The 20,226-nt window shown below is 42.0% G+C and carries 22 protein-coding genes; 7 read left to right on the top strand and 15 right to left on the bottom strand.

The features are described from left to right. Positions 1–43: 43 nt before the first annotated feature. Entirely contained in the window at positions 44–307 is a 264-nt protein-coding gene (locus BUB93_RS02780) for a MoaD-like domain-containing protein (protein ID WP_073269544.1), read from the bottom strand. Between the two features lie 105 nt (positions 308–412). Between BUB93_RS02780 and BUB93_RS02775 the strand changes: the two genes are divergently transcribed. After that, positions 413–904, top strand: a complete 492-nt coding sequence (locus BUB93_RS02775; RefSeq protein ID WP_073269543.1) for a MogA/MoaB family molybdenum cofactor biosynthesis protein — start codon at positions 413–415, stop codon at positions 902–904. On the opposite strand, the gene BUB93_RS02770 is transcribed toward BUB93_RS02775, so the two are convergent. Together BUB93_RS02770 and msrB are read right to left on the bottom strand one after the other, a co-directional pair. Further along, the gene (locus BUB93_RS02770) at positions 905–2,836 is read right to left on the bottom strand and encodes an LTA synthase family protein (protein WP_073269542.1); all 1,932 of its coding nucleotides are present in this window, start codon (positions 2,834–2,836) and stop codon (positions 905–907) included. A 130-nt stretch (positions 2,837–2,966) separates the two neighbouring features. Continuing rightward, positions 2,967–3,494, bottom strand: a complete 528-nt coding sequence (msrB, locus tag BUB93_RS02765) for a peptide-methionine (R)-S-oxide reductase MsrB (RefSeq protein ID WP_200789381.1) — start codon at positions 3,492–3,494, stop codon at positions 2,967–2,969. A gap of 275 nt (positions 3,495–3,769) precedes the next feature. On the opposite strand from msrB, the gene nadA reads away from it, so the two are divergent. Genes nadA through nadC form a run of 3 tightly spaced genes read left to right on the top strand, consistent with a single transcriptional unit; the run spans position 3,770 to position 6,795 of the window. After that, a complete protein-coding gene (gene nadA, locus BUB93_RS02760) occupies positions 3,770–4,681 on the top strand; it encodes a quinolinate synthase NadA (protein WP_073269541.1) in 912 nt (303 codons plus the stop codon). Between the two features lie 4 nt (positions 4,682–4,685). Next, complete coding sequence (locus BUB93_RS02755; protein ID WP_073269540.1) at positions 4,686–5,972, top strand: L-aspartate oxidase; 1,287 nt, start codon at positions 4,686–4,688, stop codon at positions 5,970–5,972. Further along, positions 5,959–6,795, top strand: a complete 837-nt coding sequence (gene nadC, locus BUB93_RS02750) for a carboxylating nicotinate-nucleotide diphosphorylase (protein WP_073269596.1) — start codon at positions 5,959–5,961, stop codon at positions 6,793–6,795. Before BUB93_RS02755 ends, nadC begins: the two co-directional genes overlap by 14 nt. A gap of 56 nt (positions 6,796–6,851) precedes the next feature. Here the strand turns inward: nadC and BUB93_RS02745 are convergent, their stop codons facing one another. Beyond that, positions 6,852–7,487: a lactate utilization protein gene (locus tag BUB93_RS02745; RefSeq protein WP_073269539.1), complete on the bottom strand. Its 636-nt coding sequence runs from the start codon at positions 7,485–7,487 to the stop codon at positions 6,852–6,854. Positions 7,488–7,642: 155 nt separating this feature from the next. On the opposite strand from BUB93_RS02745, the gene BUB93_RS02740 reads away from it, so the two are divergent. The 3 genes from BUB93_RS02740 to BUB93_RS02730 are packed head-to-tail and all read left to right on the top strand — an operon-like array spanning position 7,643 to position 8,875. Beyond that, positions 7,643–8,008, top strand: coding sequence for a tautomerase family protein (locus tag BUB93_RS02740; RefSeq protein WP_073269538.1), 366 nt, complete (start codon positions 7,643–7,645; stop codon positions 8,006–8,008). 10 nt (positions 8,009–8,018) lie between these two features. After that, positions 8,019–8,498: a 23S rRNA (pseudouridine(1915)-N(3))-methyltransferase RlmH gene (rlmH, locus tag BUB93_RS02735; protein WP_073269537.1), complete on the top strand. Its 480-nt coding sequence runs from the start codon at positions 8,019–8,021 to the stop codon at positions 8,496–8,498. 35 nt (positions 8,499–8,533) lie between these two features. After that, positions 8,534–8,875, top strand: coding sequence for a zinc ribbon domain-containing protein YjdM (locus tag BUB93_RS02730; RefSeq protein WP_073269536.1), 342 nt, complete (start codon positions 8,534–8,536; stop codon positions 8,873–8,875). A 378-nt stretch (positions 8,876–9,253) separates the two neighbouring features. Here BUB93_RS02730 and fdhD read toward each other — a convergent pair whose 3' ends face one another. The 11 genes from fdhD to BUB93_RS02675 all read right to left on the bottom strand — a co-directional run bounded on the left by fdhD (position 9,254) and on the right by BUB93_RS02675 (position 20,163). Then, entirely contained in the window at positions 9,254–10,021 is a 768-nt protein-coding gene (gene fdhD, locus BUB93_RS02725) for a formate dehydrogenase accessory sulfurtransferase FdhD (protein WP_143159045.1), read from the bottom strand. A 13-nt stretch (positions 10,022–10,034) separates the two neighbouring features. Next, on the bottom strand, positions 10,035–10,640 hold the full coding sequence (locus tag BUB93_RS02720; RefSeq protein WP_073269534.1) for a molybdenum cofactor guanylyltransferase: 606 nt from the start codon (positions 10,638–10,640) through the stop codon (positions 10,035–10,037). Between the two features lie 15 nt (positions 10,641–10,655). Continuing rightward, the gene (fdhF, locus tag BUB93_RS02715; protein ID WP_073269533.1) at positions 10,656–13,337 is read right to left on the bottom strand and encodes a formate dehydrogenase subunit alpha; all 2,682 of its coding nucleotides are present in this window, start codon (positions 13,335–13,337) and stop codon (positions 10,656–10,658) included. Between the two features lie 351 nt (positions 13,338–13,688). Beyond that, complete coding sequence (locus BUB93_RS02710) at positions 13,689–14,174, bottom strand: GNAT family N-acetyltransferase (protein WP_073269532.1); 486 nt, start codon at positions 14,172–14,174, stop codon at positions 13,689–13,691. A 106-nt stretch (positions 14,175–14,280) separates the two neighbouring features. Further along, positions 14,281–15,213: a cysteine synthase A gene (gene cysK / locus BUB93_RS02705; RefSeq protein ID WP_073269531.1), complete on the bottom strand. Its 933-nt coding sequence runs from the start codon at positions 15,211–15,213 to the stop codon at positions 14,281–14,283. Positions 15,214–15,322: 109 nt separating this feature from the next. Continuing rightward, a complete protein-coding gene (locus BUB93_RS02700; protein ID WP_073269530.1) occupies positions 15,323–16,459 on the bottom strand; it encodes a trans-sulfuration enzyme family protein in 1,137 nt (378 codons plus the stop codon). Then, positions 16,459–16,851, bottom strand: a complete 393-nt coding sequence (locus BUB93_RS02695) for a RidA family protein (protein WP_073269529.1) — start codon at positions 16,849–16,851, stop codon at positions 16,459–16,461. The genes BUB93_RS02700 and BUB93_RS02695 overlap by 1 nt, the downstream gene beginning before the upstream one ends. A 10-nt stretch (positions 16,852–16,861) precedes the next feature. Next, the gene (locus tag BUB93_RS02690; protein ID WP_073269528.1) at positions 16,862–17,308 is read right to left on the bottom strand and encodes an RrF2 family transcriptional regulator; all 447 of its coding nucleotides are present in this window, start codon (positions 17,306–17,308) and stop codon (positions 16,862–16,864) included. Between the two features lie 99 nt (positions 17,309–17,407). Then, a complete protein-coding gene (locus tag BUB93_RS02685; RefSeq protein ID WP_159432052.1) occupies positions 17,408–18,244 on the bottom strand; it encodes a Cof-type HAD-IIB family hydrolase in 837 nt (278 codons plus the stop codon). A 13-nt stretch (positions 18,245–18,257) separates the two neighbouring features. Next, a complete protein-coding gene (locus BUB93_RS02680) occupies positions 18,258–19,061 on the bottom strand; it encodes a Cof-type HAD-IIB family hydrolase (protein ID WP_073269526.1) in 804 nt (267 codons plus the stop codon). Between the two features lie 67 nt (positions 19,062–19,128). Further along, a complete protein-coding gene (locus BUB93_RS02675; RefSeq protein WP_073269525.1) occupies positions 19,129–20,163 on the bottom strand; it encodes a zinc-dependent dehydrogenase in 1,035 nt (344 codons plus the stop codon). Positions 20,164–20,226: the final 63 nt, after the last annotated feature.

The raw sequence follows: 20,226 nt of genomic DNA, 5'->3' as shown, positions 1-20,226 counted from the left end.
TTTATAAGTGGATATTTAAATGGATTGCTCCAAAACAGACCAGTCACCCTCCTGCTGTAAGAAATCTAAGCTTGTACTCTTCGGTGAACTTCCCAAAAATATCATCTTCGCAAGTAATCTCCACATCCACCTGAGGAAGCTTTATAGAGCCCATAGTTATGTATGTCTCTTGCCCCAAGACCGCCTTCCATCCTTCAGACTCAAAAACCCCTTCCGCAGTCTCCATGCCACCTATCTGTTTAAAATATTCCTCGAAGCTCTTTCTTTTAAATCCCCTCATCTTATAGCTCTTTTGCTGCTTTGCCATCTTATATTCCTCCAAAATCATAAAATATACTTATATTAAATTTTATCATAGAAACAGGAATCTTGTGGTAGAATGAATTTAAAATAAGACTCAGGAGGAATACATATGATAAAAGTTGGCATACTCACTTCAAGCGACAAGGGATACGCCGGTGAACGAATAGATGAAAGTGGAAAGCTCATAGCAGAAAGGGCAGGAGAGATACCCGGTGAAGTCATTGAATACGTAATCGTTCCTGATGAAATCGAAGAGATCAAGTACAATCTGATACAGATGAGCGATGTAGCCAAGGTGGACCTTATACTTACCACCGGAGGAACAGGATTTTCTCCCCGAGACATAACCCCTGAAGCGACTTTGTCTGTAATAGACAAAATCGCCCCGGGCATACCTGAGGCGATGAGGGCAAAGAGCCTGGAGATAACAAACAGAGCCATGCTTTCAAGAGCTGTTGCCGGAATAAGAAAAAAGACACTCATTATCAACATGCCGGGAAGCAAAAAAGCGGTTGATGAGTGCCTTGACGTGATTATTCCTGTACTTTCCCACGCTATCGAAATCCTTCGAGGCGAAGGGGGAGAGTGCGGGAGAGGGTAGCTATTTTAGAACCTTTGAGTAATAATCGGTCTCCAATATCTTTGCCGAATAATGAAACTTTGCATTTATTATATTTTGTATCCGCCTTTGATAGGTATCGCTGACATTGATACCTTCAACTGTTTCAAATTCCCTTGTTCGGGAATTATAGCGAGCCTTGTCGGTAATGAAGCTTCGGTTGCTGAAAATAACCAGAGGCTCTCCCGGAGCAAATATATCCCTGCCCATCAACAGCCTTGAATCAAATTCCAAACCAAGCATATTCGATATGGTGGGAATGATGTCAAGGCTCGAGGTCGGCTTGTCTATTACTTCAGGCTCCATCCCGTCAACATAAAGAATGAAATGATTTTTGTACAGCTCAAAGTCTTGTTCGACCTTATGTCCTGCCAGCTCATTCATGGCGTCGTCTTCCAATCCGTAGGGGTAATGGTCCGAACTGAGGGCGATGAGGGTCTTGTCGGCAATTCCCCGCTCTTTCAGCTCATCAAGTAGATGTTCTAGCGCCCGGTCCAACTCTATCTGGCATGCTATGTATGCTCTGGCATGGTCAGAATATGGCAGATCAGCAACCAAATCCCGGTTTTTAGCCGACATTGAGTTGCCCGTAAAAGTATATCTTAGATGCCCGCTCACTGTCATATAGTATGCATGGAATGGCTCATCATCTATGAATTCCGGCAAAGTAACCTCCATCATCTCTAGATCCGAGGCAGGCCAGACCTTCTTAACCTCAAGTCCGTTGCCCACGCCTTTGTAATCATAGCCCATATTGGGGTGGGACTTATCTCTGTTGTAATAGCTATAGGTATGGTTGTGATAGGCCATCGTCTTGTAACCCAAGCTTTTAAGCTGGTTACCCATAACAAAGGGCAAATCTATTTTTGCAGATTCCGTAAAGCTCCAGACTCCGCTTTTAGGTATAAGCCCGGTGCATGCTACGTACTCTCCATCAGAGGTGCTGACCCCCCAAATGGGAGTATAAAAGTCGGTGAAGTTATACCCCTCGTTTACCATCTTATGAAGCGTGGGGGTGACTTCTTTGTGCACTGCATAAGGTGAAAAACCTTCAGCAGTAATTAATATGAGGTTATAGCCTTCATAAATTCCGGTATATTCGTTTTTCTGGGTGGGAGACAAACTTGCAAAATACTCGTGCATCTCCCTAATCTCGTCATTCGTTTCATTTTCGATCAGCTCGTCGAAATCTATGTCCATTACATTGTATTCTATGCTCGGTTTGTCCGTCGGCGGAGCATCGTCCCCTCTGTCCACCCCAGGTGCCTCTATCACCGGGGACCACCCGGTTACCATCCTTTGAAGATCAAGCCTCATGGTTGTTGCAAGTCCCAGCTTTTCAACAGACATAATCTGGTCTACGCTATTGTAATATAGGTCGTAGGATGACAAGATATCCTTGGATCCCAGGTTGATGGAAAAAACCGCGCCTACATAAAAAAGGAGCGCAAAGGCCAAAACCACCGCTCTGTTCTTAAACCCGGGCCGCTTCAAGCTTATCCGTTTTCTAAAGTATGCGATGAAAAGAAATACCGGAAAGCCCAAAAGAACTATCCATAAAATGCTTTGAGTGGTATAGATGATTATATCCTGCCAAAACTCCAGGACTTTGGTGCCTCTTGTCATTGAATAAATCGTATAATAAGTCTTAAATATCTTGTTATATACCAGCTGTGACGAAAAAACTATCCAAAAGAAAATCAGCACCAAAGTGGACAAAAGCCCATTTATCCTTTTGCCGAACATGCTGGCAACAAAATAGGACACCAGCCCATAAACCGTCACAAACATAGCGGCTACAAAAAATCCGTTGTTAATAAAACTTTGGGATGTGGCAACCCTAAATACAAGCTCCATGTATATCAACGCAAACACCATAAAGATTCCAATGTAAATATTTTTAGCTTTTTTCATATCTTACCCCTATCAAAATTATCTTGGCTGACGCCTCTATCTCTTAACGCAAGTATAACATAACCTAAAAATTTAGAAAAGACGCCTTTAGAAATGTAGCCTTCTAAAAACGTCTTGATCTAAACAAATCTCAATCAAAAATATCCAAATACCGTCCATATCCTTCTTCTTCCATTTTATCAACAGGCACGAACCTTAAGGCCGCTCCGTTTATGCAGTATCTCGCTCCTGTGGGCTCGGGCCCATCATCAAAAACATGTCCTAGGTGAGAATCCGCTTCCAGGCTCCTGACCTCTTTGCGAATCATACCGTGGGAGTAATCCATATTTTCCATTACATGCTTGCTCTCTATGGGTTTCGTAAAGCTTGGCCAACCGCATCCTGCGTCGTATTTATCCTTCGAGCTGAACAAAGGCTCTCCTGAAACCACATCTACGTATATCCCATCTCCATCTTCATCCCAGTACTCGCTTGAATAAGGTTTCTCCGTTCCATTTTGTTGAGTAACATAATACTGCTGTCTGGTAAGTTCTGCACGCTTCTTTTTCTTTATATCATCACTTAACATATCATCACCTTCTTCATCCATGGTTATGACTGTTTTATACCCGCTTACCTTACCACGAAACCATGTTCCTTCCGGCTTCCTTAGCCTCATACAGCTTCTCGTCTGCTTTTTGAATCAACCTATGCCATCCCATTCTTACAACGCTTCAAATACGAAATCTTTACGCCTCTAAAACTTACGGATTGAATACAGTTGATGTCGTAATTTTCTTGGAATGTACTATAGATATATCGGCATCTTTTAAAATCTGTTAATAAGCAATCAAGGCAAAACTTATTAATTTATTGAATAAATATTTTCAGAATGATATACTGAGTTGGCAGGTGTATATACACCTGTTAATATACAGAGAAAGTGAAGATAATATGGTTGAAAATTTAAAAGACAAGATAAACAGACTGAAGAAGGAAAAAAACGCTGTCATTCTGGCACATTACTACCAACGCCCTGAAATACAGGATATTGCCGACGTCGTTGGAGACTCTTATTTTTTAAGCAAATATGCTCAAGAGTGCAAAGAGGAGGTCATCGTCTTTTGCGGAGTATTGTTCATGGCCGAAAGCGCCAAGATCCTTTCTCCTGAAAAGACTGTGCTTTTGCCGGTTTACGATGCTGGATGCCCCATGGCGGACATGGCCGATTACGAGGATATAAAGGAATTTGTAAAGGATTATCCTGAAGCTGCCGTAGTGGCATACATCAATTCCTCTACTGAGGTAAAAACCCTATGTGATGTCTGCGTCACTTCATCAAGCGCTGAAAAGATAATCAGAAACCTTCCTCAAGAGGATATAGTTTTTTTGCCTGACAGAAATCTTGGAGGATATCTTGCAGAAAAAATACCGGAAAAAAACTTTATACTTTGGGATGGCTTTTGCATCACTCATGAAAAAGTTGATGCGGATTCAATCGTCCAGATAAAACAGCAGCTTTCCGATGCAAAGGTGCTGGTACATCCGGAATGTCCAAAGCCGGTAAGAGATCTTGCTGACTATATCGGAAGCACTAGCGGAATAATCGATTTTGCAACAAAGTCAGATGCTGCCGATTTTGTGATAGTCACAGAGGAAGGCATCATGCATGAGCTTAAGACTAAAAATCCGGAAAAAAACTTTTATGTCCCCGGAAAAACAATGACTTGCATCAACATGAAAAAGATTACCTTGGAGGATGTCTGTGAAAGCCTGGAAAAAATGAAGTACCCTATAACCCTGGATGAAGAAGTCCGGTTAAATGCATTTAAGTCATTGGAAAATATGCACAAGCTGTCCAGGTGAGACCATGAAGGAATATTATGACGTGATCGTTATCGGGACCGGCATAGCCGGCTTGAATACCTGCATAAACCTGGACAAGCGCTTAAAAGTGCTTCTTTTAGCCAAGGACACCCTATCTACAACCAATACATCCCTGGCTCAAGGGGGGATTGCGACTGCTCGGGACAACGAGGATATCGATCGCCATATCCAAGATACGTTAAAAGCCGGAAAATTTCACAACGATTCAAAAGCTGTCAGGGTCTTGGTGGAAGAATCCTTTAAAAGCATAAAATCCATCATGGACATAGGAGTCGTCTTCGACAAATCCAACAGCCACCTTCATTTCACTCGGGAAGGCGGCCACAGCGCCTACAGGATTCTACACGTAAAGGACAAGACGGGACGCTACATTTCAAAATCCATGTTCGAAGCCATAAGCTTAAACGAGAACATAGACATATACGACCATACCTCGGTACTCGATATCATCATAGAAAATGGAGCCTGCACCGGCGTAGTCTTAAAGACAGGCAGCGAACTGAGAATCGTAAATTCCAAAGTCGTTATGATGGCCTCTGGGGGCGTAGGTGGTCTATTTAAAAGCTCCACGAACCAAGCCATCCTTAGAGGCGAGGGGATTGGAATCGCCTTTATGAATAATGTCGCCCTTAAGGATATGTCGTTTATACAGTTTCACCCCACAGCCCTTTACGACGGCAAAACAGGAAATAGAAAATTTTTGATAACAGAAGCTCTTCGGGGCGAAGGTGCCCTTTTATTCAATATAAACGGAGAGCGATTTGTCGACGAGCTGTCCCCTAGAGATATCGTATGCGACGCCATTAAAAAACAAACTAGAAACAGCACCCACGTTCTTTTGGACATATCCTTCAAGGACAAAGACTTTATCCTTAGAAGGTTTCCCTTGGTCCATTCCAGATGTTTGGAACAGGGTATCGACATAACCAAAGAACCAATCCCTGTCTTGCCGGCACAGCATTACATGATGGGAGGCATTGAGGTTGACACGTTCTGCAGGAGCAATTTACCAAATTTCTACGCTTCAGGAGAAACTGCTTGCACCGGAGTTCACGGAAAAAACAGGCTAGCCAGCAATTCACTTCTAGAAGGTCTGGTCTTTTCAAAACGGGCCTGTGACGATATAAACAAACGCATCCGCCATATCGATGAGCCTAAGGCTTCAAATAAGGCTTTAAGCCCCGATTATTACCATGAGCTAGATACCGGAGCATTGGTAAAGGAAGAAATCAAAAGAAGGACTGAACGTTATAATGATGAATTTAAATGAAATGGATAGATTGATACTTGACGCTTTAAGAGAAGATATGCCTTTTGGAGACGCTACCACCGATGCCATAATCTACAAGGAAAGCCGTTGCAGCGCAGAGCTTACAGCAAAGTCCGACGGCATTATTTGTGGACTTGAAGCCTTTAAGCGGACATTCGAGCTGTTGGGAGAAGTAAAAATAGACTTTTATAAATCCGATGGGGATTCAGTTTCACCTGGTGATTTGATAGCTAAACTTTCAGGAAGTACTCGGAACATACTCTCCGGTGAGCGCACAGCACTAAACCTCCTCCAAAGGATGAGCGGAATAGCAACCGAAACAAAAAAGGCCGCCGAACTTGTGGCTCATACGAAATGCAGAATTCTCGACACTAGAAAGACCACCCCCAACTTTAGGCTTTTCGAGAAGTCGGCTGTCATATGCGGAGGGGGATTCAACCACAGGCATTGCCTATCAGACGGCATATTGATTAAAGACAACCACATAATGGCCGCCGGCGGCATAACCAACGCAGTGACACTTGCAAAAGATAGCGCATCATTTGTGCGAAAAATTGAAGTGGAGACTGAAACCCTTGAAATGGTAGAAGAAGCCCTCTCGGTCAAAGCGGACATTATCATGCTAGACAACATGGATATAGATACCATAAAAAAAGCAGTTTCTGTAATAAACGGCAAGGCAATAACCGAAGCCTCCGGCAATATAACCTTGGAAAACCTAGCAGACGTAGCAAATACAGGCGTAGATTTCGTCTCAATGGGAAGCATCATTTACAATGCCAAGGTGATGGATATCAGCTTGAAAAACCTTAAATACATATGATTGAGCATAAAAAATCCCCTAGGGGATTTTTTATGCTCAAAATTACATCTATATAATTAATATCCCAGCTCTTCACCTACTAGTATCACTTTTATTCTGCCCTTTTGATGGCTTCTTCTTGTTATTACAATTTGAGAGCATATACTTGAATCTCCGTAGCAATCGCCGCACTCTCCTGTTATGGCACATGGAGTCTTTCTCTCCAATCTTATGGTATTTTGGGGAGATGCTACGTTTTGTACTCTCCAAATGCCGTTTTCTCTATCTTCAGCAAGCTTGTTCATGCCCGCTATCACTATGATGTTCTTTGGACCATAGCAAAGAGCAGCCACCCGATTTCCGTTTCCGTCGATGTTCACGAGCTCACCTTCGGATGTAAAGGCATTCGTGCTCATAAGGTAGTAGTCGCAGTCCATTGCCTTTCTCGTAATAATTGCTTTTTCTTCTGCGTTTCTTGCCTCTTCCCTATCTATGAGTTTATATTTTCCATTACGCAGAGCTTCTGTGAGGCCAATTTCTTTAACTGTCATTGTTCCACCAAAGGACACGACCGAATCTTCGGGGATAATCTCCAAAGCTTTTTTCAGAGCCTCATCTTTAGTCTCACAGTAATAAGCTTCAAAACGTCTTTTTTCGAATTTTCCTAATAAGCTTTTTGATAAATTTGCATAAAAATCTTTTTTAACAGACATTTAAAATCCTCCTCAAATATTTCTTTTGTATATTATTATACACCAGTTTCAGGTATTTATCTTTGAATTGTCTGAGATACGCTGTATAATAAGGGATAAGAGAAACATGCTTTTTTGACAACTGCTTAAAGACAATTAATAAGGAGAGATTTAAAATGCCATATGTAGCTATCAAAACCGACAACCTTATGGAAAACATAAACGTAAAGGAAATTAATGAAAAGATATCTGCAAAGATGTCCTTGCCCAGAGACAAAGTTAAGATCTCCTGGGAAATATTCCATGAGGATCATTTTTACAACCACCCTCCTGAAGGGATTACTTCAAAAGCCAAAAAGCCTCATAGACCGGTAGTCCAAATCACGTTGTCAAAGCGAAATACGCGAGAGTTCATGGAAGAACTTGTTTATTCAGTCATCGACGAAGTTTGCGAGGTGCTTGGCATTGAAAGAGATGCTTTCCTGGTTCTCGTTTATTACTTGGAAGAAGGCAATATATTTTTGAACGGAAAGTTCGTATAGGAGATATTTATTGAAAGTAACAGTTGTAAGCGTAGGAAAGATTAAGGAAAAGTTTTATTCTCAAGCAATAGCTGAGTACGCCAAGAGACTTGGACGCTACTGCACCCTCAACATGATCGAAATTCCTGATGAAAAGGCTCCTGAAAGCTTAAGCCTCTCGGATATGAGGACAGTCAAAGATAAAGAGGGAAAGAAAATCCTTGAGAAAATACCTCAAGGTTCTTTTGTCGTTACCTTGGAGATCGACGGCAAACAAGAAACCAGCGAAGAGCTTGCAGAAAACATTGAACAGCTTGCTTTAAATGGAACTAGCCACATATGCTTTATAATCGGAGGTTCTTTAGGAATTGGGGATGCAGTGAAGACCGGAAGCAACCTAAGTCTTTCCTTTTCAAAGATGACCTTTCCCCACCAGCTCTTTAAGGTAATGCTCTTGGAGCAAGTATACAGGGCTTTTAGAATCATCAGGGGCGAGCCTTATCATAAGTAGCTTTAAAATAATACAATAGGAAACGGAGAACTAATATGACAAATTCTTTACCTCTATGTCCCGAGTGTTCCAGCCAATATGCTTACGAATATGGCAATCTGCTGGTATGCCCTGAATGCGCCCACGAATGGACTCTTGATTCCGACACAGCTGAGACAAAAGAGCATGCTATAATGGATTCAAATGGAAACGCATTGAAAGACGGCGACAGCATTATCATAATAAAGGACTTGAAAGTAAAAGGCGCTTCGTCAAGCCTTAAAATCGGCACTAAAGTCAAGAACATACGTCTGGTTGAAGGAGACCACAACATCGACTGCAGGATAGACGGATTTGGAGCCATGAAACTTAAATCCGAATTCGTTAAAAGAATCTAGTGATAATCAAAAAAGTCTTAAGGGATAGGATCATATTACTGATTGATCTACTATCCCTCAAGATACTGATTCATTAGTCATGTACTTTCCTTTCTTATGCTAATGTATTTTTACAAAGCAGATTCGATTTTGGAATTCCCTTTCCAGATATTTTCTTTGTAATTTTTATTAGAGTTTCTCTTTATTGCTTACAGATTTGATATCTGCAGTTCAACAAGATCCATCTCTTTACAACCTTTATATCTGTTTTAGATCGAAATCTCAATTAATACTTCAAATTGAAATTTCTTTTGGGTTTTCCTTTGTCTTATCTTCCTTGTTAGTTAAAATATACCCTCGCTTTTTTTAATTAAACATCTTTTTATAATTTTATTGCCTTTAAGTGTATATGTTCATTCTGTTGCCTCTTAAAAACCCAATCAATTTAACCCCGGCTTTTTTTGCCTTTTCTATGGCTGTATCCGTAGGTGCGGATCTGGAAACTAAAACCGGTATGCCTCTTAGCGCTACCTTCTCTACTATTTCTGATGACATCCTACCGGTAGTCAACACAATTTTATCACTAACATCCAGTCCTTGAAGCATGGCTTTTCCTAAGATTTTATCGAGTGCGTTATGCCTTCCTATATCGTCTCTAAATATCAATATTTCCGATTGGCTGCACAAAGCGCAGCTATGCACGCCTCCCGTCCGGTCAAAAAGTTCCGAAGACTTGTTGAACTGACGGAACAAATCAGATGTTTTTTCCGCATCGATATCTACTGACGTTATCTTTGAGTCAGCACCTTCTCTGACTACAGGATAAATCACCTTGCGTCCTTTTCCGCAGGCAGTAGTCACCGTCATTTCTCCCAAGAGCCGATCCCCAGAATACTTGAAAATATCCTCCCTGCTTATCTCTGCATCTGCCCTTCTTTTCCCTTCATCAATCTTTAGATTCAATAACTCCTTGCCCTTTAATATTACGCCTTCTGAATACAGGTATCCTGCCACAAGGTCCTCTAGGTTTATTGGCGTGCACAGCAGCGTTACAAAATAGTTCCCATTTATATAAATCACCAAATCGTATTCAACTGCTACTTCATCTTCCGTCTCAAAGACATTCCCCTTTATTTTTTTGATCTTCACCTTTCGGGTCGTTTCCACATCTTCTCTCCCTTCAGTAATTTTGATTTACCCTCTCCACGAAGCAGGCAAGTTCCTCCCTGGTATTCAAGTTATAAAACATATCCCAATCCGGGCTGAACCTTCTCGCAACTTCTTCTTCTATGAAGAAGGTATTGCATTTTTTCAGGCAATCGTACACCGCCCTCCCCCCACTGCCGAGATGCTTTTCAATCTCTTCTATCTGTGATGCGGAATAAAAAGCATTGAAGGGCTCTATCCACTCCTTATACCTTGCCACGCATGCTTGGGGTTTTATTATAGCTATCATCTCTTTCATCATGTGTATATATCCTATGTTCAACACCGGCATGTCACAAGCAAAAACAAAGGAATATCTGCTCGAAGATCTTTTCAACCCGGCATGGATTCCTCCCAAAGGCCCCATGCCCTTGATCTCATCTTCGATGATAGTATAAGGTGAGTCTTTATAAATATCTAAATCATTGGTAACGAGTATCAGCTCATCAAACTCTCCAGACAAAATATCTGTTATGCGGTCCATTAAGCTATTATTGCGCAAAATAATTTTTTGTTTATCAAAACCCATTCTGAGGCTCTTTCCTCCTGCCAAAATTATTGCGCTTCCAAAATCTTTCACTTATACTCCCTCCCTTCAGAGCTTCTCCAGGCTTACGGCGCTCACTTTAAGCTCAGGTATTTTTGCAATAGGGTCGATTACGGAATTGGTTAGATAATTAGCTCCGCCTTCGTAAAAATGAAAGGGCATGAATACCACGTCTTCTACCACCCCATCCGTTATTTTTGCCTTGGTTACTACGCTTCCTCGTCTAGACGAAACCCTGATCTTGTCTCCATCATTCACATCAAGCCTACTGGCCGTTACTGGATGTATTTCTATGTAGGATTCCGGGTAAAGGGCGTCTATCCCCCTCACTCTCTTTGTCATCGATCTGGTGTGATAGTGGTATAGCATCCTTCCGGTAGTCATTATGTATGGATAATCCTTATCCGGCACTTCAGCGCTTTTAATGTATTCCGCCGGTTTGAACAGCCCTTTGCCTCTGTCAAACTTCTCCCTGTGGAGAACCTTAGTTCCCGGATGTTTCCTCGTGGGACATGGCCATTGCAGTCCTTCAACCTCTAGCCTGTCATATGATATTCCGCCATATTGGGGGGTCAGTGCCGCGATTTCCTCCATGATATCTGCCGGTCCGCCGTAGCTTGCCCCATAACCAAGCCTTTTCATCAGCTCCATCAATATAACCCAATCAGGTTTGGACTCTCCAGGTGAATTTACTGCCTTTCTTATCCTTTGAACTCTTCTTTCAGTATTCGTGAAGGTTCCGTCTTTTTCTGCAAAAGCTGCGGCAGGAAGGACCACGTCAGCATATTCAGCCGTCTCGGTCAGGAAAATATCCTGCACTACGATGAAATCCGCTTTATCCAACGCCCTTTTAACATGCCCTGTATCCGGGTCAGAGACCACCGGATTTTCTCCCATGACGTACAATATTTTTATGGTCTTTTCATCAAGCCCGTTTACAACCTCCGTGATAGTCAGTCCAGCTTTGTCCGAAAGGGTTCTTCCCCAAGCCTTTTCGAACTTCTTCTTAGCCTTAGAATCAAATACCTTTTGATATCCCGGGTAATATCCAGGCAATGCGCCCATATCACATGCTCCCTGAACGTTGTTTTGTCCCCTTAAAGAATTCACTCCCGCGGATTCCTTGCCGATATTGCCGCATAAAAGCGCCAGATTGGAAACAGCCATTACCCCTTGGGTTCCCGTAGAATGCTGGGTCACTCCCATGGAATAGTATATTGCCCCTTTGTCTGCCTTCCCATACATCCTAGCTGCCTTAATCAAATCATCTTTATTTACTTCGCATATTTGGGCTACTACTTCCGGAGAGTAGTTCTCCATTACTTCTTTAAGCTCTTCAAAATTCTCAGTTCTGTCTCTTATGTAATCCTTATCTTCAAGACCTTCTTTTATTATTACATGCATGAGACCGTTAAAAAGAGCAACGTTTGTCCCCGGCTTTATTTGAAGGAAAACATCCGCTACTTTTGCGAGCTCGATTTCCCTAGGTTCAGCTACTATTAGGCTTGCTCCGTTAGCCTTCGCCTGTTTTATATGGGAGCCGATGACCGGATGAGTCTCGGTAGTATTAGATCCTGTCACGAATATCAGATCCGACCCTAGGGCTTCTAAATTGCTGTTGGTCATAGCTCCGCTTCCGAGGGTAGCGGCAAGGCCCGCAACAGTTGAAGCATGGCACAGCCTGGCACAGTGATCTATATTGTTAGTGCCGATAACAGCTCTAAACAGTTTTTGAAAAAGGTAGTTTTCTTCATTGGTGCATCGTGCAGATGAAAAACCTGCAATTGAATCTGCTCCAAACTCATCCTTTGCAGCAGTGATTTTATCTGTAATTAACCGATATGCTTCATCCCAGGTGGCTTGAACAAATCTGCCTTCTTTTTTTACCAAAGGCGTTCTAAGCCTATCGGGATGATCTATGAATTTATATCCGAATTTTCCTTTGACACACAGCATCCCGTTATTCGCTGCACCGTCTGACGGGGCTACTTCTACGACCTTGTTGTCTTTTATCAAAAGCTCCATCTGACATCCAACTCCGCAATATGGGCAGGTAGTCTTGATTTTTCTTGTCTCCCAGTACCTAAACCTCTCAGTCCTTCTCGGCACTAAAGCACCTACCGGGCAAGCGGATACGCAATTTCCGCAGGAAACGCATGTGGACTGGGATATAGGATCTTCAAAGGGGGGTGACACGTGGGTGTCAAAGCCTCTTCCACTCATCGTGATGGCGTGGGTTTGTTGAAGCTCCGTGCATATCCTGGTGCACTTTCCGCAAATTATGCATTTATTTCTGTCAAAAAAATAAAACTTGTTGGAATGATCTAGTGGATAATCTTTTTCATCACCACTTCTGAGCCTGGAATCCTTTACACCATACTCAAAACAATAATCCTGCAGCTTGCAGTTGCCTGCAGCTACACAAGTCATGCAATCCAGTGGGTGGTTTGAAAGAATTAGATCAAGAACCATCTTCCTTCCTTGAATAACCCTCTTGCTCCTAGTCTTTACGACCATTCCTTCAGTGGCCGGAAGCGCGCAGGAAGGTGCTAGGGCTCGCATCCCTTCAACTTCCACCAAGCACATCCTGCAAGCTCCCCCAATGCTTGAATCAAGGTGGGGATGGTGGCATAGAGTGGGTATCTTTATTCCCAAACTCTTCGTCGCTTCCAACACTGTCGTTCCTTTTTCAACTTCCAGCCAGTGATTGTCTATATTCAGTCTGATCATGCCAAGCTTCAACTCCTTTATGTTGTGATACCCTCCACCACTTCGTGTAATCGTTCTCATCGGCGTAGGAGAATCTCACTGAGATTTTATCCGATGATCAACAAAAGTCAATTTAGTTATCTTTGAGACGAATCTGCAAGCCTTTGGTAACAAAGGGCCCCGACAATTTGTTAATGCCTTGACATAACATCGCCAACAATTTAAGACCTACAATGACACTCAATGATATACTTGTATATATATGTGTGGCCTAGTTGTTTTTTTGTTATTAATATAACGCGCTTCTTGGCATGATTTGTTTGTCCTGAGTGAAATATTTAGCAATGCATCCCCGGCAAACTCCCCTATTGCTCAAAACAGCTTTTCCAGTATTACAAGATCAAGATACCTATCGAATTTATACCCTGCCTCCTTTATTGCTCCACACCTAAAAAAGCCTTCTTTCTCGTGCAATCTTATACTGGTCGTATTTTCTGAATCAATATACGCCAATGCCGCATGATATTCTTTTTCTTTGGCCTTCTGAAGTATTGCCTTCAAGAGTTTTCTTCCCAGACCTTTCCCTTGGTAGTCTTTTCTTAAGTAAACAGAATGCTCAATAGTTTTTTTAAACCCTTCAAACGGCCTGTATGGTCCGTAAGTTGCGAAACCAGCGACTACTCCATCTATTTCTGCTGCTATTATGGGTAACCCCGCCTTTTCCTTTTCGCTATGCCACTTCTCCATTTCCTCAGAGCTCTTGGAGGTGTAATGATACAGGGCTGTTGAATTTTCGATGTAATAATTGTATATCAAGGTTATTTCTTCAATGTCTTTTTTCTCTGCCGGCCTTAGCATTTCTTCCTCCCTATTCACTTTATTATGTATATTATACCTTATTTACTTGCACGTAAAAAGCCTTGAGCTAATTATTATTATTGGCTCAAGGCTTTGATTATTTTGTTTATTCTTGAAACAGTGGAGTTGAAAGGTATCTTTCTCCGGTGTCGGGAAGAACCACGACGATTGTCTTTCCCTTGTTTTCTTCTCTTTTGGCGATTTCAGTAGCTGCATGAAGCGCTGCTCCTGAGGAAATCCCTACCAACAGACCTTCGCTTGAAGCTATTTTCTTTGCAGTGGCAAAGGCATCCTCGTTTTTAACTTTAACAATTTCGTCTATGACACCTGTGTTTAAAACATCCGGCACGAATCCTGCGCCGATTCCCTGGATTTTATGTGGTCCTGGCTTTTCCCCTGATAGTATGGCGGAGTCAAAGGGCTCCACGGCAATTACTTTCAGATCAGGATTCTTCTGCTTTAAGGCCTCCCCTGCTCCTGTTATGGTTCCGCCTGTCCCGATTCCAGCAACAAAAATATCAACTTTTCCATCCGTGTCTCTCCAAATCTCTTCCGCTGTAGTTTCTCTGTGAATTTTAGGATTTGCAGGGTTCTTAAACTGCTGAAGTACAATGGCATTTGAGTTTTCTTTAGCCAACTCCTCCGCTTTGTTGATGGCACCCTTCATGCCTTCACTTCCCGGGGTAAGCACAAGCTCGGCACCAAGTTGCTTTAAAAGGTTTCTTCTTTCGACGCTCATCGTCTCCGGCATAGTCAGTATAAGCCTATACTTCTTTGCTGCAGCCACAAAAGCCAAGGCTATTCCAGTATTTCCACTTGTGGGCTCTATTATTACAGAGTCCTTGTTTAAAAGCCCTTTATCTTCTGCGTCCTTTATCATTGCATATCCGATACGGTCCTTAACGCTTCCCGCAGGGTTAAAGTACTCAAGCTTAGCCAGGATATCTCCCTGTGCCCCACTTTCCTCCTTGTAATTATTAAGTTGCAGCAACGGCGTATTTCCGATCAAGTCAACCAAGCTTTTTGCAATATTAGCCATTATTTTTCCTCCTTGTTTTATATATTATTATTCTTATCAACTTTATATGCTTTATTATACTTACCCTTTTTCTTGATGTCAAGAGCTATTTTATATATTAATTATATGTTTAGTCAGAATTAAGCGCCTGTTCAAAGTCTGCAATCAAATCTCCTGTATCTTCCAGACCCACGGAAATCCTGATTAGCTTATCCGATATACCAAGATCACTTTTCACTTCCTTTGGCATCGAGCCATGACTCATTTTCGTGGGGTAGGACACTATGGTCTCCACTCCTCCTAGGCTTACTGCAAGTATGCTTTCAACTTTGTTTAAAAAATCTTTTGCAGCTTTATCCGTTTTGGTTTCAAAAGACAAAACCGCCCCAGGTCCAAAAGATTGCCCGTCATGGATTTCCTTGTCCTGATGATCTTCCAGTCCCGGATAGTATACCTTTTCCACAGCTTCTTGATTTTTTAGCCATAAGGCGATTTTTTTAGCACTTTCCTGCTGGTAGTCCATCCTTACCTTCAGTGTCTTAAGACCTCTTAACAGCAGCCAACAGTCCTGTGGACCAAGAACCGCTCCAAAGCTCATTTGGACAAAATGTATCCTCTTAGCCAGAGCCTTGTCCTTGACCACTGCCAAGCCTCCGAGAACATCGCTATGGCCCCCAATAAATTTTGTTGCGCTGTGAATGACTATATCCACCCCCAGGTCTAGAGGTCTTTGCAGATAAGGTGACATAAAGGTATTATCCAGCATAGTTATAATTCCTTTGCTCTTGGCAATGGACGCAACCTTTTTTATATCCGTTACCTTCATCAATGGATTTGACGGAGTTTCTAAATATATGCCCTTTGTATTTGTCTTTATATTTCTTTTTATTTCTTCAATATCCGTCATGTCCACAAATGTAGTCTCGATTCCAAAATTGGGAAACAGCCCGCTTGCCACTCTATAGGTTCCTCCGTATACATCCTTGCATACGAGAAGATGATCTCCTTGGGAAAAAATCGACAAAACTGAGGATGTTGCAGCCATGCCGCTAGAAAATGCATATCCGTTAGTGCCGTTTTCAAGCAAGGCAATAGTCTTTTCCAAAGCTTCTCTCGTAGGATTTTGGGATCTCGAGTACTCATATTCGCCGTCGCAATCCGCACTTTTTTGACTGTACGTTGATGCCTGATATATAGGTATGCTAAGTGCTCCGGTATATTTATCAGTTTCAAACCCGTTTCTGATAAGTTTTGTAGAAAAATCCATCAAACAACCTCCTCATTTCTAATAGCTATCACCTCTATCTCCACTGAGGCACCTTTGGGAAGAGCTGAAACCTCTATGCATGATCTCGCAGGATAAGGTTTTCCCAGCAGGCTTGAATAGGCTTCATTTACCGCATCAAAATCCTTGAGATCAGTCAAGTAGATGACCGCCTTTAAAATATCATCATAGGTGAGGCCCTCTTCATTTAGGACTGCTCCGATGTTTTTCATGACCTGCTCCGTCTGCTTTTTTGCATCACCCTCTACAAGCCTTCCCGTCTCAGGGTCTAAGGGTATCTGCCCCGAAAGATATACCGTGCTTTCAGTTGCTATCCCTTGTGAATATGGTCCAACCGCTTTTGGGGCCTTGTGGGTATTTATCTCTTTTTTCATGACTACCTCCCTAAATGTAATACATCAAATCCGATTCTCCTATAGATGCCTTGTACCCCTGTGCCAATTCTTCCAAGGTAATCGACTTTACAACATCTTCTATGCTGATATTAATTTTTCTCCATAGCATGTCTTTTAAATAATATTGAATGCTGTCCTTTTGAGATTCAGCCTCCTTGCTCTCATCAATGACGGAAAGATCGCCTTCCAATGTACTCAGTATCATCCCTGCAGTTATTTCTGATGGATCCTTGGCAAGAAGATATCCTCCTTGAGCACCTTTAACGCTTTTTACCAGTCCAGCTTTTCTGAGAGTCGAGAAAACTTGTTCTAAGTAATTATTTGATATTCCCTGTCTTTGAGCGACATTGCTAAGAGGCATGTGATCTCCTGCAGAATATACCGCCAAATCCACCATCGCCCTAATTCCGTATCTTCCTTTTGTGGATATTTTCATATTTTCACCCCATTTACCACTATTCCTATTTGTTTTATATATTATTATACTATACCCATTTAAATGCGTTGTCAATAAAAAAACAGCTTGAGCATTAACTCAAACCGCTTTCCCATCTTCTTTACAGCATTTCTTAATTATAAATTTTTCAATAGCATATGCCACTCCGTCCTCTTCTACGGACTTTGTGACAAAATCCGCATGATCCTTGACGTTTTTAATGGCATTGCCCATAGCTATACCTGTCCCAGCCACTTCCAGCATCGAGATGTCATTTTCTGCATCTCCTATGGCCATTACATTTTCCATGGGTATTTCAAGCTGCTCGGCAAGACCTTCCAACGCCATTCCTTTGTCAAGGCACTTTGGATATATCTCCATATGTTTTTCAAACCCGTATTCCACATTCACGCATTCCCCGTACTTTTCCTCAAAATAATCTCTTAACGCATCAAGGGTGTGGTCTTCGTCCATAAACATGAACTTGTTCATTTTGTTTTCTAGTATGAATTTCTTCATATCATCGACAACGATGACGTTGTCTTTTTCCTTTGCCAATAGTGAAATAGTGGGCTGGTTGCGATGCTCTTCCGAAACATATACGTTAAGTCCTGCAAAAAGGCTATATGGAATTTCTTCTTCCTCAAGCTTATTATATATGCCCAATGCTATCTCTTTTTTCATCTCGTTTTCGATAATCGCCTTGCCTGTCTTTAAGTCCAAAACTATGCCACCATTTGTTGTAATTCCGTATTCTTCAATCCCTAAGTCTTCTAGATATCGCTTCATGCTGTAATAGTTTCTGCCGGATATCAACACCACATAAACCCCAAGCTTTTTTGCTGCCATAACCGTATTTATAACCTTTTTAGATATATTCGGTCTCTCAAAATTGATCAACGTGCCGTCTATATCAATTGCCAGTAATTTTATCATTTTTTCACCTCTTTTAAATCCTTCCAAATACATGCTTGTCCAAAGCAAGCTTCACTCCGTCATTTTCAACATGGCCAGTAATCTCCATTGCATGGGACTTTACATTTTCAGATGCATTGCCCATAGCCACAGATATCCCAGCCGTCTTAAACATAGGTATGTCATTTTCTGAATCACCTATGCACATGGTCTCTTCTTTTAGCACACCGTAGTGTTCCATCATAAAGCTTAACGCTTTGCCTTTGTCCGCCTTATTTGAATACACTTCAAGCAGAGTCTCCATACTGAAATCCGCGTTTAATACCTCGCCGTAGCTAGTCAGAGAAAACTCCTTGATTGTATCGAGGTTATTTTTCGCTCCCACCATCATCAGCTTCGCCGAGGGATAATCCTTAAGATTTTCGTATATATCCTCGATATAATGAAATTCCTGATTAAGAGCCTTAATATAATCCCTAGGCAAGGAATCAAAACCCTTTGTATATACCTTGCAGTTTGAAAAATTTATAGGGACTGTTCCCACAGAAATACTCTTTTCCACTACAGATCTTGCAATATCGTAAGGAATCGTCTCTTGATAAATTACCTCTTCGTCTTCAATGCTTACTATTTCCGCTCCGTTAGCCGATGCTGCAATGCCTTTCAGACCAAGCTCATGTATATAATCCTTCATCCCAAAATAGTTTCTTCCTGAAAGCAAAACGACCTTAACTCCATTGTGGTAAGCTTTAAGGATCGATTCCCTGACAACCGCGCTTATTTTGTTGTCTTCCCTTATGAGTGTTCCGTCAATATCCAGGGCCAATAACTTTATCATCTTCTACCTCCGTGTTGGTTATGTTTATATTATACCCTAATCAGGTATGTTTGACACGTAATACAAACTACGGCTTCAAAACGACTTTTATGGCCTCACCGCTTTTTGCCATTTCTACGCCCTTCATTGCATCCTCTAGAGGCAGAACATGAGTCACATATCTGTCGGCCTTTATTTTTTTATCGGCAATCAAGTCAAAGGATCTGGCATTTTGCATATGGTCATAACCAAAATGTCCCAAAATAGTGATCTGCTCATAGTGTACGAAGTTGCTATCTATCAATGTCATCTCGCCCTTTGGAACTCCACCAAAAAATACCACCTTTCCCCTTTTGCATGCCATTTTAATGGCTTGCCCCTGGGCTTTAGTGCTGGGGTTTGCCGATATGACTACTTCTGCACCCCATCCTCCTGTTATTTCCCGGACTCTTTTTACAGGATCAACTTCAAATGGATCAATGATAAAGTCTGCTCCAAACTCACGAGCCTTTTCAAGCCTTATCCTTGAAGGCTCAACAGCTATTACTCTTTTAGCGCCTCTTAGCTTTGCAAGTTCAAGTTGAAGACATCCTATTGGTCCCATGCCTATTACTACCACAGTATCCCCCAAAGTGACATTGGCGTATTCCTGGCATGAAAAAACCGATGATAGCGGCTCGGTCATTACTGCCTCTTCATAGGACATGTCATGTGGCATCTTTATTACCTGACCCTTTTTTATGATATCCTCTGTCACGATCATGTATTCGGCAAATCCACCGGGTATGGTAGTCCCTGGTACCGTAAGGTTTTCGCACTGTCCCAGCCACCCCCTTTTGCAAGCAGGACATTCGTAGCAGGGAACAAGGGGGGAAACATATACTCTTTCACCTGGTGAAAAACCTTTAACTCCTTCGCCAATTTCTACGATTTCTCCGGCAATTTCATGTCCCAGTATCTGCGGATACTCAAGCCTGTGATGTCCGTGGATTATGGTTCTGATATCCGACCCGCAAAGGCCCACTCCATGTACACGAATAAGCACCTCTTCTTTCTTGCATACCGGAGTTTTTACATCCTCTATCCTTAAATCTTCAGGTCCGTACAATAATGCCGCTTTCATAAGTCTCTCCTCCTGGAATGAGCAAAGCACACAGCTTGATAATCGCACCATGTGCTCTGTAAT

Source organism: Alkalibacter saccharofermentans DSM 14828, assembly GCF_900128885.1.
In the GTDB taxonomy this organism is placed as follows: domain Bacteria; phylum Bacillota; class Clostridia; order Eubacteriales; family Alkalibacteraceae; genus Alkalibacter; species Alkalibacter saccharofermentans.
Note: the sequence above shows the minus strand (reverse complement) of the source record. Positions and strands in the feature narration are given on the sequence as shown.